Genomic DNA, 14,809 nt, shown 5'->3' on the forward strand with positions numbered 1-14,809 from the left:
ACCTTTGTATAGTAATATTGAATTACTTTACAATGGAAACAAACCAAAAAATACTTAGCAAAAGTCTATTCGCAATTTTTGAAAATAATAGAATTGGTCAACAAATTATTTTTGGAGCATTTCTTTTATTGTGCATGACTTCCTATGCATCTCCAGCAATAGCTTTGCTAATGGGTTTGATTATTGCTAACTTATTTGGGAATCCTTTTTTACACCTTAACCACAAAGCAACTACAATACTATTGCAATTTTCAGTTGTAGGATTGGGATTTGGTATGAATATCAATAACGCTATTGTGGCTAGTCAAGAAGGATTATTAATTACTATTGCCTCAATACTAAGTACTTTGATTCTAGGTGCATTTCTAGGAAAATGGTTGAAAATAGAAAAAAAAATAGCACACCTAATTTCTTGTGGGACTGCTATTTGTGGTGGTAGTGCAATTGCTGCCATTGCACCAGTAATTAAATCAGATGAAAAACAGACTTCGGTGGCGTTAGGGGTTATTTTTATATTGAATTCGGTAGCTTTATTTTTGTTTCCAATCATTGGCCACGCCTTACATTTATCACAAAACGAGTTTGGTTTATGGTGTGCTATTGCAATTCATGATACGAGTTCAGTTATTGGTGCAGCGAGTAAATATGGTGCAGAAGCTTTACAAATAGCTACAACAGTAAAATTAGCAAGAGCTTTGTGGATTATTCCAGTAGCTTTAATTACGTCTATTCTTTTTAAAAATAAATCTGGAAAAATTAAAATTCCTTATTTCATAGGAGCATTTATTTTAGTGATGATATTAAATACCTATTTTTATCAAATAGCTCTTGTAGGTTCTTATTTTGTTGGAATAGCAAAAATTGGGCTTACCGTAACTTTATTTTTAATTGGGGCAGGATTGAATATAAACGTGCTAAAATCTGTTGGAATCAAAGCATTGCTTCAAGGTAGCTTGCTTTGGGTTTTAATTGCGGGAATTACATTAATCACAATTATGTATTCTTTTAACTAGAGAAACAACTTTCACTTTTACAAGTTACTTCTGCTTTTTCTTTTAATGATATGAAATTGAAATCTCATATAATCATACATAAGTGCTATCAATAAAAAAAACACAGAAACTAAAAGTGTTTTCATTTTAATATAACTATATAAAAAACCTCCCGAAAAACACCCAACAAAAAAGAAGCTGATGATTGACAATCTCAAATAAATACTTGTTTTCAACCGTTTCGTTTCCTCTGGTTTTTTGTAAAAAAACAACTGAGATAATTCAATCCCTAAATCTGTAAAAAGACCCGTTAAATGTGTTGTTCTAACAGTAGATTGTGAAATTTTAGTAACCAATGAGTTTTGGATTCCCATAGCAAAAAGCATCGCGAAAGCAATCCATTTCCCATTAAAAGAAGATAAATCAGATTCCATTCCAAAAATACCCACTCCAAATAAAACTATGATTTCTAATGAAATTGGGATTACATGAGAAAAATTCGGATTTGTTTTTGAAATTAATTCAGATAAAAAATTAGACGTAAAAGATCCAATTAAAAAGAAAATGGTAAATACAAAAAAAGTAATCGCTGCCGAAAAATCCTGCCGCATTACTTCTTCTGCAAAATAGGCAAAATGCCCAGTAACATTAGTAGTTAATGTTTTTATGGCTAAAACTCCTGTTATATTAACAATCCCAGCCACAAATGACAATAGGGTTGCCAGACGTAAATTATGAATGAAAGTTCTATTTTTTCCTTTATGGCGAAACATAAGAATATAATATAAATCAAATTTACAACTAATAAACCCGAAACCAAGTACTACAATTAACTATTGTTTCTGGTATTTCTTTTTCTTCAAAATATCCGAAGCGGTCTGGTAATATCCAATAGTTTGGTTCACTAAATCAGTACGCTCTTTAGTTAATGGAACTTGCTCATAATAGATTTGGAAATCTGCAGCTACTTTCGGATCAGGTTTTAATGTCAATTGAAATTGTTTTACCAATTGTTTAGGGGAAATAACAGTCAAAACATTGTCTTTTATTAAACCTAAATCTTGATAAGTAGCAATTAAAGCTCTCGGCTTATAATCTGATTTCAGAACATCCTGACCGTAAAATTTACTTTGGTAATTAAAATTTAATAGCCCAAATACTGTTGGCATAATATCAATTTGAGACATCAGATTCGTATATTTTTTTGCCTCTACAAAACCACCTGGACTATAAATCATTGCGGGAATTCTATATTTATCAACTGGAAGTTCTGTTTTTCCAGCACTTGATGCACAATGATCTGCTAGAATAACAAAAATTGTGTTCTTGTACCAAGGCTGTTTTTGCGCCATTTTAAAAAACTTGTTCAAGGCGTAATCCGTGTATTTAACACCTCCATCGCGTGATTTTGCATCTCCAGGAATATCAATTTTATTATTTGGATAAGTGAATGGTCTATGATTACTTACCGTCATCCAATGATTAAAAAATGGTTTTCCAGTTTTAGCTTCAGAGTTCATCACTTTGATAGCTTTATTCGCCATATCTTCATCACAAACTCCCCAAACATTATCAAAAGTAATTTCTTCAGTAGTAAAGGCTTTTTTATCTACAATATCATATCCATTTCCTGAAAAGAAATCTTCCATATTGTCAAAGAATGCATCGCCACCATAAAGGAATTTTACATTATATCCTTTTTGTTTGAATATACTTCCTGTCGAAAACTTGTTTTTGTTATCCTGTCTTTTTACAACACTTTCACCAGCAGTTGGAGGGAAACATAAAGTTACAGCTTCAAGACCTCGAACCGTTCTATTTCCTACAGCATATAAATTTGTAAACAGTAAACTTTTAGTTGCCAAACTATCTAAAAAAGGAGTAATATTTTTATCATTTCCATACATTTTCATAAAATCAGCGCTATAACTTTCAATAGTTATCAGAACTACATTTTTATGATTTTCTGCAGCAGTGCTTTTAATTTGTCGCAATGTGTTTTCGCCAGAAATAGTAGTTAATTGTTCTTTAAGTTGTGCATATGCCTCATTATTAGGAATCGTTTTGTAAAACTTAAAATAGTCTAATTCACTATGTATAAAGGCCAAATAAAACTTATAAACGCCATTTGATTGGAGTTCATTTGCAAAAATATTTTGAGAATTCTCTTTGTCTGCCATAAAAGGAATTGCAGATAAAGAAAGCCCTAATAAAGTAAGGTAAATTCCTGAAATTTTAATTTTATCCGTGAAGGAAGGAATGCTTTCAATGTAGTTTTTAGACCGTTTTGTTATAAAATAAGTAACAATTCCAGCAATAATAAACAAACCTGTAAATAAAGGAATTACAGGATAGGATTGCATAATATTACCAATAACCTCATTGGTGTAAACCAAATAATTTACAGCAATAAAATTGTATTTCACTCCAAATTCATTCCAGAAAAAATATTCGCTTATTGCGTTTTGTAAAATCAAAACAACAAATAGAAACATCACAAAGCTAAAAAGCCAAAATCTAATTTTACTTCTATACTTAGGAAGAAATAATAACAAGCCAAATAAAAGTGTTTTTAGACCTATAAATATCATTCCTATTTTTGGTAAAGCACCACCATATTCATTCAGAATGGTATTGCCAAAAGCAACATATAAAAATAGCGCTACAAAGAGACCGAAAATAATATAGCCTGTTGGTTTGTAGTATTTTGAATTAGAAATAAAAATAAGATATATCCATAATAATCCACTGATAACGGTGAATACAAAAAAATCAGAAATGATTCCATAAAGAAATATTTTGATCGTATCTGTAAAAACAAATGTAGATTGTGTGATAGGATGGAAGAGCAAAACAACTCTCAAAATCAAGCTTACTGAGATATAAAAAAGAGTAAGATTATAAAAAGGAGAAAATTTCTTTAACAATTGCATAATAAAATAATTTGAGTACAAATGTAACTAAACTATTTAGGCTTGTTTTTATGACTAGCTTAATATTTTATTAAAATTAATATTCGCTTAAAATATAGCTACAAATTAATAGTTTAGGATTTAAATCAATATTTTTACTCTCAAATAATTTAAAAAAGTGGATCAATGAAAAAATCGATGGTAATACTACTTCTTTTTATAGGAACTTTTACATATGCACAGAACTGGCAAACTACTTTTGACAATGCAAAAACGGTAGCTGAAAAAGAAAATAAAAATATCCTTTTGGTCTTTTCAGGTTCTGATTGGTGTGCGCCTTGTATAAAATTAGAAAAAATGATTTGGGAATCAGAAGCTTTTCAAGTTGATTCTGAAAAAAATTGGGTTATTTATAAAGCTGATTTTCCAAAGAAAAAAGCCAATCAATTAGCTCCAGAATTAACAGAGAGCAATAAAGCATTAGCCGAAAAATACAATAAAAATGGTAGTTTTCCTTTAGTTGTACTACTAGACAAAACAGGAAAAGTACTTGGAATGACAGGCTATAAAAATGTTTCTGCACCAGAATACATTGAACTTCTTCATTCATTTGAAAAATAATGAAAGCTAAAATTATCATCGTCGCTTTATTGATTTCTTTTGTGAGTTTTGGACAAATAATTCACAAAAGAAAGTTATCCATGTTAGGTAGTCCTTTTGAGATTACTGTAGTAGCTAAGGATACTGTTGAAGGAAATAAATATTGTGATTTGGCTGTAGCCGAAGTAAAACGAATTGAAAACTTAATTTCGGATTGGATTCCCACAACACAAATTTCTGAAATTAATCGCAATTCAGGGCAAAAAGCTGTAAAAGTTGATCGAGAAGTATTTGATTTGGTAGAACGTTCAATTAAAATTTCACAAATTACATCTGGTGCTTTTGATATTTCATATGCATCAATGGATAAAATTTGGAAATTTGATGGCAGCATGAAAGAAATGCCTACTGCAGAAGCTATAAAAAAATCAGTTGCTAAAATTGGATACAAGAACATTATTTTAGATTCAAAAGAGCAAACTATTTTTTTGAAAAACGCAGGAATGAAATTAGGTCTTGGCGGAATTGGTCAAGGATACATTGCGGATAAAATAAAAGAATTATTGATTTCTAAAGGATGTATATCCGGAATTGTAAATGTTTCTGGGGATATCAATACTTGGGGAAAACAACCTGATGGAAAGCTTTGGACGGTTGGGATTGTAAATCCAATGAATAAAAATAAAATCTTCGCAACCTTTCCTTTAGAAAATAGTGCCGTAGAAACTTCAGGAAGTTATGAGAAATATGTAATTTTCAACGGCATTCGCTATTCGCATATTATAGATCCTAGAACAGGTTATCCAGCAATGGGTGTTGTTAGTGTATCTGTTTTTGCAAAACAAACTGAAATTGCCGATGCATTAGCAACAGGTATTTTTGTGCTAGGAGTAGATGTAGGATTAGATTTAGTGAACCAACTAAAAGGAATTGAATGCATTATTGTTGATGACAAAGGTAAAATTCATTCTTCAAAAGGAATTGATACAAAAAAATATGAATAATATAAAGATAAATAGAATGATACAAAAAATGGCTTTTGTGTTTTTAGCGATTTTACTTTTTCAATCCTGTACAACCGTACGAGAATATGAAAAAGAAAAAATTAATGATCCTGACATGAAACTTTCTGCTAGAACTACAGAACGCTACGAAACCGCCTTTCAGGTCTATCGCGAAGCTGCTGCGGGTGCTAACGGTGGAAAATCAGGTGGAGGTTGTGGATGCAATTAATTGTGTCAACTTCTATTAAAAAATTTAATACCAATAATTTCAAATGAAAATAAAAACAATAGTATTCTCGTTATTCATTAGCACTATTGCTTTTGCGCAAAAGGATAATTCCTCCGTAGAGTTCAAAAAAAGAGTTTTGGAGAGTACCGAAGTTGATTTTTTGGCTAGTTATTACAACCAAGATGGAGCGCATTCAGCAGTATCAGGTGGTATTGGTTCGGAAAAACTGACGGATGTAACTTCAAATATAGTTGTTGCTATGCCTTTAAATAATGATGATGTATTGACTGTTGATTTAGGGATATCGGCTTATTCATCCGCTTCATCAAGTAATATAAATCCTTTCAATGCTACTGGAGCTTCTGGTGGGAGAGGTGATGATGATCGTCAATCGCAAACTAAAGCCGCTACTGGTCCACAAGGAACTCCTTGGCAAGCTTCATCTGGTGCTTCAAAAAGTGACCAATTAGTAGCTGTAACAGCAAATTATAGTCACAGTAGTGATTCTAGAAATTTTATTTGGAATGCTGATGCATCATTTTCTAATGAATTCGATTATACATCTATGGGATTTGGTGGTGGAATAGCTGCTTTATTTAATGATAAAAACACCGAATTAAATTTAAAAGCAAATGCATATCTGGATCAATGGAGACCTATTTATCCAACAGAACTTCACGAATATGGAAATTACGGTATTAATTTCTTAAACCAAGGATATTTTAGTGGCGTAACTATTTTTAATCAAAATGGAACTCCAACAAATAGTTATTTACCATCCGCATTTCAACCTGTAAGTGGGGTGAACAGAAATTCATATTCGGCTTCCTTTGGTTTGTCTCAGGTAGTGACTAAAAAATTACAATTTTCAATATTTTTTGACGTATTGCAACAACAAGGATTATTGTCAACACCGTATCACCGAATTTATTTTGCCGACAAGGCTAATTATTACATTGGTCAAGCACAGTATATAAATAATTACGAAAGTACCTCTAATGTAGCAGTTTATAAATTAGCTGATGATATAGAGCGATTACCTGATACACGATTTAAACTTCCTTTAGGTGCACGTTTAAACTATTATATTAACGAACGATTTGTGTTACGAACCTACTATCGCTTTTATTCAGATGATTGGAACATAAAGTCGCATACTGCTAGTGTTGAGCTTCCGGTTAAAGTATCTGATAAGTTCACTATTTTCCCAATGTATCGCTATTATACGCAAACAAAATCTAAGTATTACGCCCCATACGAAACGCATTTATCAACCGAAGAATTTTATACCTCTGATCCAGATTTAGCTACTTTCAACTCTAATCAATTTGGTTTTGGAATCAGTTATACCGATATATTTACAGAGGCTAAAATTTGGCAATTAGGACTTAAAAATATTGATTTCAGATTCAATCATTACAAACGAAGTGATGATTTAACCGCAAATATTGCTACCATAGGATTCAAGTTTATTATGCAATAAATGATGAAAATTTTAATAGTTGAAGACGAAGTTGGAATTGCAAATTTTCTAAAACAAGGTTTAGAAGAGGAGGGATATGAGGTTTTGATTGCTCATGATGGTAAAACGGGCTATGAATTGGCTTTAAGCCAAAAATTAAATTTGATTCTTTTAGATTGGATGTTGCCACAAATGACAGGAATAGACGTTTGTCAATCCATCCGAAAAACAGATTTAAAAACGCCTATTATATTTCTTACCGCAAAAGATACCGTTCAAGAAACTATTGAAGGATTGAAAGCTGGTGCAAATGATTACATCAAAAAACCATTCAGTTTTGATGAATTGTTAGAACGTATCAAAATTCATTTCAGAAATGAAAATACAGATACTATTTTAACGCTAGGGAATATAAAAATAAATATCTCTAAGCACCAAGTAACAGTTGAGAGCCAAGAAATCATATTTACCCAAAGAGAATATGAATTGTTAGTTTATCTCATCAAAAACAAAGGAAAAGTTTGTACTAGAAACCAAATTATTGAAGATGTTTGGGACATTCATTTTGAATATGATACGGGTGTAATTGATGTCTTTATGAATGCTATTCGCAAAAAACTGAATCTTAATAAAGATCAAGAACTAATCAAAACCATACGTGGTGTTGGTTACATTGCAAATGATTAAATAAAAATGCAACAACTTTCTTTTAAAAATAGAATCGCATTCAATTACATCCTCACAACAGGATTACTAATTTTTGTTGTCTTTCTTGTCATATATTCTATTGTAAAGTTTACGGTTTACAGTCATATCAATAATGACATTAAAAGTGAAGCCGAAAAACACTTAACGGAAATTGAAATTAAAGGAAATCATATCGGCTTGATTCACGATGAAGAATGGATGGAAAGAGAACATAATACGGTGGCGGTAAATCCTGTCTTTGTTCAATTTTTTGATCTAAATGGTTTAATTGCAGAAAAATCTCCAAATCTAAAAATTCACACCTTAGCTTTTAATTCAAAAATACCCGATTATGAACTTTTTGATACCGAATTAGTTCATAAGTCAATACGCCAAATCCAAATTCCTATATTCCAAAACGGAATTAAAAAAGGCTATTTATCTGTTGCAATGTCATTAGAAGATGCCAAAATGGTACTTCATAATTTGTCTAAAATATTGATGATTGCATACCCATTAATCCTATTAATTCTTTTTGTGATAGCTAGATTAATTGCCGGAAAAAGTATAAAACCAATAAGTTCTATTATTGAAACTTCAAATATTATTACTAAAGATAATCTTAAATCTAGAATTCCATTACCTCAAAATAGAGATGAATTGTATACACTTTCACAGACGATAAACAATTTATTAGACCGAATTGAAAATGCCGTAGAAAGAGAAAAACAATTTACCTCAGATGCTTCACACGAATTAAGAACACCTTTGACAGTACTAAAAGGAACTCTTGAAGTTTTGATTCGAAAACCCAGAACACAATCTGAATACGAAGATAAAATTGTATACAGCATTAAGGAAGTCAACCGATTAAACAATTTAGTAGATCAATTACTACTATTAGCGCGTTTTGAAAATCAGAAACAAAGTTTGAAAATTGAAAAAGTGTATTTGAACGCTTTAATTTTAGACAGTTTAATTCTTTATTCAGGAAAAATAAATGCTAAAAAAATTAATGTCCACCATTCTTTTTCTAAAGACTATATAATTGAGTCCGATAACTATTTGGTTTCAACAATTATTAGTAATATCATTAGTAATGCGATAAAATACTCTAATGAAGAAGGGGAGATTACCATCAAATTAACTAAAAAAGAAGGTCAAACCATATGCTCCATTTCAGATAAAGGAATTGGAATTAAAGCAGATGATTTAGATAAAATTCACCATCCATTTTACCGCTCAAATGCGACAAATCATCCAGAAATCAAAGGAAATGGATTGGGATTATCCATAGTAAAAAGAATAGCTGATTTACTTCAAATAAAATTTGAAATCTCAAGCAATCTTCAAAAAGGAACTACTGTAATCTTAAGATTTAAATAATAAAATCCTAAGTTGTTCTTAAGTTATTTATAGGTTTTTAATTCTATTTTTGTTTAAATAAATATTATTAAAATGCTAGAAAAAATTATAGCTTTCAGCCTAAAAAACAAACTCATTGTTTTACTCTTTACATTGATAGTTTCTGGTTTTGGAATTTTTTCAATAACCCAAATTTCAATTGGAGCAGTGCCAGATGTTACAAATAATCAGGTACAAGTTATTACTACATCTCGCAATCTTTCTACTCAAGATATTGAACAGTTTATTACGTATCCTGTCGAAATTGAAATGGCAAATTTGCCTGGAGTAAAAGAAATTCGGTCTATCTCTAAATTTGGACTTTCCGTTGTAACTATTGTTTTTGAGGATGATTTAGGAACTTATCTTCCTCGACAACTTATTGCTGAAAAAATAAAAGCAGCTTCTGAAAAAATCCCACAAGGTTTTGGAACACCAGAAATGGGGCCAATTACTACAGGATTGGGGGAAATTTACCAATATACTTTAGAAGTTAAACCTGAATTCAAAAACTTATATTCTGTAACCGATTTAAGAACCTTACAAGACTGGGTTGTAAAAAGACAATTATCAGGAATAAAAGGAGTGGTCGAAATTAATACTTGGGGCGGCTATTTGAAACAATATGAAATTGCTATAATTCCTTCTCGATTGAAAGCGATGAATATCACGATGAATGATGTTTTTACTGGTTTGGAAAAAAACAACAGTATTGCTGGAGGAGCTTACATTGAAAAAATTAACCAAAGCTATTTTATTCGTGCTGAAGGGAAAGTAAAATCAATTCAAGACATTGAAAACATTGTCATTAAAAATGCAAATGGATTGCCTGTTTATGTCAAAAACGTAGCGCAAGTTAATTTTGGTCACGCTAATCGTTTTGGAGCAATTACAGGAAATGGCGAAGGTGAAAAAGTACTTGGACAAGTAATGATGCTCAAAGGAGGGAATTCGAAACAAGTTATTAATGACGTAAAAGCTAGAGTTGCAGAAATTCAAAAAAGTCTTCCAAAAGGGGTTTACATTAATGGCTTTTTAGAACGAAGTGAATTAGTTAGCAAAACAACATTTACAGTAGCTGAAAACCTTATTTTAGGCTGTTTAATTGTGATTTTTGTTGTAATTCTACTATTAGGAAACTGGCGTTCGGGATTAGTTGTTGCATCGGTTATTCCGTTGTGTTTGCTTTTTGCTATTTCATTCATGAATATATTGGGTATTGATGCAAATTTGATGAGTTTAGGTGCAATAGATTTTGGTATTATTATCGATGGTGCGGTTATTATTGTTGAATTTATAGCCTTTCAAATTGCACATAAATCGGCTCATTTAGTGAATCTTCCGAAAGAATCTCGTCAAATCGAAATTGATCAAATTACCTACAAAAGTGCTTCAAAAATGATGAATTCAGCGGTTTTTGGGCAACTAATTATTTTAATTGTTTTCATACCAATTCTGTCTTTATCTGGAATTGAAGGTAAAATGTTTAAACCTATGGCAATGACCTTTAGTTTTGCATTATTAGGGGCAATGTTGTTTTGTTTTACTTATGTACCAGTAGTTTCGTCTTTATTTTTAAAACCAAAAGCAGAAGACCCAAATTCATTATCTCATAAACTAATCAGTAAACTCAACGCTATATATTTACCTTCCATCAAATGGGCCTTAAATAATACCAAAAAAGTTTTATATGGTGCTGTAGGCTTATTGATAATGTCAATAGTTGTGTTTTCAACAATGGGAGGGGAATTTATTCCTACACTTGACGAAGGTGATTTTGTGATTCAACCCGTTTTAAAAACAGGAACTTCTTTGACAAAAACAATTGGAACTACTACTAAAATAGAAAAAATTATTCTTAAAAATTTCCCAGAAGTAGAACAAGTTGTCAGTCGTATTGGTGCTGCCGAAGTTCCTACCGATCCAATGTCAATGGAAGAAAGTGACGTAATCGTTAAGTTAAAACCTAAATCGGAATGGGTTTCAGCAACTAGCAAAGATGAATTAGCGGATAAAATAAAAACGGCTATTGAAACTCAAATTCCAAACATGGATATTGAATTTACGCAACCTATCGAAATGCGTTTTAACGAACTCATTTCAGGAACGCGTTCTGATGTTGCAGTAAAGATTTTTGGCGAAGACCTAAATGTTTTAGCTGAAAAAGCAAAAGAAATCAAAGCTGCTATAAAAAATGTTGCTGGAGCTTCGGATATAATTATCGAAAAAACAGAAGGGTTGCCACAAATGGCAGTTTTATATGATCGTTCTAAAATTGCACGATATGGCTTAAATATAGCCGATTTAAATGAAATGATTGCATTAGGTTTTGCTGGAAAAACTGTTGGTAATGTATTTGAAGGAGAAAAAAGATTCGATATGGTAATTCGTTTAGACCAAACGAATCGTAAAGACATCAATGACCTAAAAAATCTCTATATCTCAACTCCTTCAGGCCAACAAATTCCGTTGAGCGAGTTAGCAAGTATTGAATATACTGAAGGACCAGCCAAAATTTCTAGAGATAATACAAACAGACGAATTGTTGTTGGAATTAATGTTAGAAATCGTGATTTACAAAGTGTAGTTGTGGATATTCAAAAAATTGTAGATGCTAAAATCAAACTCCCAGCTGGGTATTATGTGAAATATGGTGGGCAATTTGAAAACTTAGAAAGCGCAAAAGCAAGATTAGCAATAGCAGTACCCATTGCTTTGTTTTTAATATTTGTTCTGTTGTATTTTGCTTTTGGAACAATCAAAGAAGCGCTTATGGTTTATTCTGCCATTCCATTATCTGCGGTAGGAGGTATTTTATTCTTATGGATTAGAGATTTACCTTTTAGCATCTCGGCAGGAGTAGGATTTATTGCGCTATTTGGTATAGCAGTACTAAATGGAATTGTACTTATTGAACATTTCAAAGAACTCAAACATAACGGAATGAAAGATATGGATCAACTAATTTTAAAAGGAACTACAGATCGTTTGCGTCCTGTATTATTAACGGCCGCAGCCGCAGCATTAGGCTTTTTACCAATGGCCATTTCATCATCAGCAGGAGCAGAAGTTCAGCGACCATTAGCAACCGTTGTGATAGGTGGATTGTTTACAGCTACACTTTTAACCATGATTGTTTTGCCTATTTTGTATAAAGTATTTGATAAAAAAGAATTCAAAAAACCAAAATTCAAAATTCATCAAAACAATACGTATCTACTATTATTTTTACTGTCTTCAACACTGCTATTTGCTCAAAATACGAATACTGAATTAGAAACATTAGTATCTAAAGCAACTGCAAATAATAAAGGATTAAAAGCAGCTCAGTTACAAGTTGACAAAACAAAAGCCAATATAAAATCCGCATATACATTTGAGAAAACGAATGTATATTATAGCTATGATCAAAATAATCTAGCGATGAATAATCAACCTTTAAAAGTTTTTGGAGCACAACAGCGTTTTCTGTTTCCTTCGATTTATGGTGCCCAAAAAAAGGTGTATTCATCAGAATATGAAAAAGAAAAAATCAACTTTGAACTTCAAAAAAACAAATTGGCTTTCGGCGTTTCTAATTTGTATTACCATATTGTTTATTTGCAAAATCAGGAAAAAAGGTATCAATATTTAGATAGTTTGTACCAAAATTTCTCTAAAGCTAGTGATAGAAAATTTGAATTAGGAGAAACTAATTATTTAGAAAAAATTACGGCTCAAGCCAAATTTAGAAAAATTAGAACCCTGCTTTTACAAATTAGAAATGATAAAAAAGCGCAGTTTGAAATGTTAGCTTTATTAGTACAAACTGACGATAAAATTGATATTAAAAATAGCACTATAGAACCCTTAAGTACTTTGAGTGATAGTACTAGTTCACTAACTCATAAAGCTTATTTAGAGAATATTACAAAAAATTATAAAAATCAATTAGAGTTACAAAAAAAACATTGGTTACCAGATATTAACCTAGATTATTTTCAAGGAAGAAACAATGGCTTATCACAATCTTTATATGGCTTTCAAGTTGGTATAGCCGTTCCTATCTTATTTTCGGGAACTGTTTCAAAAGTTAAAGTAGCACAATTAGAATTGCAAAGCTGGGAACAACAAAAACAACAGGAAGAACAAAAAATAGAAAAATTCATTAGTGAAAAGAAAGCAGAATTAGCCAAGCATCAAGAAGCGATTAATTATTACAATCAATTTGGAAAAAAATTATCAGAAGAAATCATTAAAGTTGGAACGATGAGTTACAAACAAGGAGAAATAGATTTTTTTCAATACATACAAAGTTTAGAAAACGCAACGGCTATTCAGATTGAATATTTAGAGGCTGTTTTGCAATATAATAAAACCCAATTAGACCTTCAATACCTAAATTTTAATATATAACTCATGAAAAAAATCATATATATACTAGCACTATCAACTTTATTTTATGCTTGTAAAGATGCTAAAGTAGAAGAAAAAGCACCAACAAATCCTAATGACATTACAGTTACTGAAACTCAGTTTAAATCATCAGGAATTGAAATTGGAAGTCCGGTTGAACAAGATTTTGACATCGTTGTAAAAACTTCTGGAAAGATAGATGTGCCACCACAAAATAGAGCAAAAGTAACCGCGTTTATGGGTGGTTATGTAAAAACTACAAAGCTTCTTATTGGTGATAAAGTAACTAAAGGACAAGCACTTTTAACTTTAGAAAGTACTGATTATTTAGATGTTCAAAAAGAATATTTAGATGTTGCGGAACAAATAAACTTTTTAAAATCAGAATACGAACGTCAAAAAGCATTGTATACTGAAAAAATCACTTCACAAAAAAATTATTTGAAAGCTGAAAGTGAATACCGCAGAGCAAAAGGAACGTATCAAAGTCTTAGAGAAAAATTACGCTTATTAAACATCAATCCTTCAAATACAGAAAAAGGAAAGCTAACATCAACTATTACTATTTACGCTCCTATTTCTGGTTCTATTTCAGTAATGAATGCGAATATAGGAATGCTTATGGGACCAACAGATGTGATTTTAGAAATAGTTAATAATAATGATTTACATGTAGAATTATCTGTTTTTGAAAAAGACATATTGAAAATTAAGGAAGGACAAAAAATAAAATTCAAAGTCCCTGAAGCCTCAAAAGAAGTATTTGATGCTGAAGTTCATTTGGTTGGAAATACTATTGAAGGAAACGACAGAACAATCAATGTACATGGTCATTTAGACCAAAATGTAAAACAGCGTTTGATGGCTGGAATGTTTGTTGAAGCCGATATTGTAGTAGATTCCAAAAAAGGTTTAGCAATTCCTACTGACGCTTTACTTACAGAAAACAATAAAAATTTCGTACTTTTATTATTAAATGATAAAAATGGATATTCGTTCAAAAAAGTAGCTGTTACCGTTGGTGAAAAAACAGAAGAATTCATTGAACTTATTCCAAATAACACAATCAATTCTGCCTCAAAAATTGTAACAAAAGGAGTCTTTGATATTGCTAATTAATAGAA

Annotated in this window: 11 protein-coding genes; 9 read left to right on the forward strand and 2 right to left on the reverse strand. The window is 31.2% G+C overall.

Features of this window, described 5'->3' with window-relative positions; all coding sequences use genetic code 11:
- Positions 1-32: 32 nt before the first annotated feature.
- The gene (locus C8C88_RS12275) at positions 33-1,013 is read left to right on the forward strand and encodes a YeiH family protein (protein ID WP_121338401.1); all 981 of its coding nucleotides are present in this window, start codon (positions 33-35) and stop codon (positions 1,011-1,013) included.
- Between the two features lie 17 nt (positions 1,014-1,030).
- On the opposite strand, the gene C8C88_RS12280 is transcribed toward C8C88_RS12275, so the two are convergent.
- Positions 1,031-1,765: a YoaK family protein gene (locus C8C88_RS12280; protein WP_121338402.1), complete on the reverse strand. Its 735-nt coding sequence runs from the start codon at positions 1,763-1,765 to the stop codon at positions 1,031-1,033.
- 60 nt (positions 1,766-1,825) lie between these two features.
- Positions 1,826-3,925: an LTA synthase family protein gene (locus C8C88_RS12285; RefSeq protein ID WP_121338403.1), complete on the reverse strand. Its 2,100-nt coding sequence runs from the start codon at positions 3,923-3,925 to the stop codon at positions 1,826-1,828.
- 165 nt (positions 3,926-4,090) lie between these two features.
- Between C8C88_RS12285 and C8C88_RS12290 the strand changes: the two genes are divergently transcribed.
- The 8 genes from C8C88_RS12290 (at position 4,091) to C8C88_RS12325 (ending at position 14,804) form a co-directional block, all read left to right on the forward strand.
- Positions 4,091-4,525, forward strand: coding sequence for a thioredoxin family protein (locus C8C88_RS12290; protein ID WP_121338404.1), 435 nt, complete (start codon positions 4,091-4,093; stop codon positions 4,523-4,525).
- Complete coding sequence (locus tag C8C88_RS12295) at positions 4,525-5,508, forward strand: FAD:protein FMN transferase (RefSeq protein ID WP_121338405.1); 984 nt, start codon at positions 4,525-4,527, stop codon at positions 5,506-5,508. Before C8C88_RS12290 ends, C8C88_RS12295 begins: the two co-directional genes overlap by 1 nt.
- A gap of 16 nt (positions 5,509-5,524) precedes the next feature.
- Complete coding sequence (locus C8C88_RS12300) at positions 5,525-5,737, forward strand: DUF4266 domain-containing protein (RefSeq protein WP_199711417.1); 213 nt, start codon at positions 5,525-5,527, stop codon at positions 5,735-5,737.
- 43 nt (positions 5,738-5,780) lie between these two features.
- Entirely contained in the window at positions 5,781-7,220 is a 1,440-nt protein-coding gene (locus C8C88_RS12305) for a DUF3570 domain-containing protein (protein ID WP_121338406.1), read from the forward strand.
- 3 nt (positions 7,221-7,223) lie between these two features.
- On the forward strand, positions 7,224-7,886 hold the full coding sequence (locus tag C8C88_RS12310) for a response regulator transcription factor (RefSeq protein ID WP_121338667.1): 663 nt from the start codon (positions 7,224-7,226) through the stop codon (positions 7,884-7,886).
- Positions 7,887-7,892: 6 nt separating this feature from the next.
- Positions 7,893-9,272, forward strand: a complete 1,380-nt coding sequence (locus tag C8C88_RS12315) for an ATP-binding protein (protein WP_121338407.1) — start codon at positions 7,893-7,895, stop codon at positions 9,270-9,272.
- Between the two features lie 72 nt (positions 9,273-9,344).
- Positions 9,345-13,685, forward strand: coding sequence for a CusA/CzcA family heavy metal efflux RND transporter (locus tag C8C88_RS12320; RefSeq protein ID WP_121338408.1), 4,341 nt, complete (start codon positions 9,345-9,347; stop codon positions 13,683-13,685).
- A 3-nt stretch (positions 13,686-13,688) separates the two neighbouring features.
- A complete protein-coding gene (locus C8C88_RS12325; protein WP_121338409.1) occupies positions 13,689-14,804 on the forward strand; it encodes an efflux RND transporter periplasmic adaptor subunit in 1,116 nt (371 codons plus the stop codon).
- The last annotated feature ends 5 nt before the right edge of the window (positions 14,805-14,809 follow it).

The sequence above is a fragment of the Flavobacterium sp. 123 genome (assembly GCF_003634825.1).
Lineage (GTDB): Bacteria > Bacteroidota > Bacteroidia > Flavobacteriales > Flavobacteriaceae > Flavobacterium.

Excerpts from the sequence above, each read along its gene's own strand:
- C8C88_RS12275 (WP_121338401.1), top strand. The coding sequence starts at position 33 with ATGGAAACAAACCAAAAAATACTTAGCAAAAGTCTATTCGCAATTTTT.
- C8C88_RS12280 (WP_121338402.1), bottom strand. The coding sequence starts at position 1,765 with ATGTTTCGCCATAAAGGAAAAAATAGAACTTTCATTCATAATTTACGT.
- C8C88_RS12285 (WP_121338403.1), bottom strand. The coding sequence starts at position 3,925 with ATGCAATTGTTAAAGAAATTTTCTCCTTTTTATAATCTTACTCTTTTT.
- C8C88_RS12290 (WP_121338404.1), top strand. The coding sequence starts at position 4,091 with ATGAAAAAATCGATGGTAATACTACTTCTTTTTATAGGAACTTTTACA.
- C8C88_RS12295 (WP_121338405.1), top strand. The coding sequence starts at position 4,525 with ATGAAAGCTAAAATTATCATCGTCGCTTTATTGATTTCTTTTGTGAGT.
- C8C88_RS12300 (WP_199711417.1), top strand. The coding sequence starts at position 5,525 with ATGATACAAAAAATGGCTTTTGTGTTTTTAGCGATTTTACTTTTTCAA.
- C8C88_RS12305 (WP_121338406.1), top strand. The coding sequence starts at position 5,781 with ATGAAAATAAAAACAATAGTATTCTCGTTATTCATTAGCACTATTGCT.
- C8C88_RS12310 (WP_121338667.1), top strand. The coding sequence starts at position 7,224 with ATGAAAATTTTAATAGTTGAAGACGAAGTTGGAATTGCAAATTTTCTA.
- C8C88_RS12315 (WP_121338407.1), top strand. The coding sequence starts at position 7,893 with ATGCAACAACTTTCTTTTAAAAATAGAATCGCATTCAATTACATCCTC.
- C8C88_RS12320 (WP_121338408.1), top strand. The coding sequence starts at position 9,345 with ATGCTAGAAAAAATTATAGCTTTCAGCCTAAAAAACAAACTCATTGTT.
- C8C88_RS12325 (WP_121338409.1), top strand. The coding sequence starts at position 13,689 with ATGAAAAAAATCATATATATACTAGCACTATCAACTTTATTTTATGCT.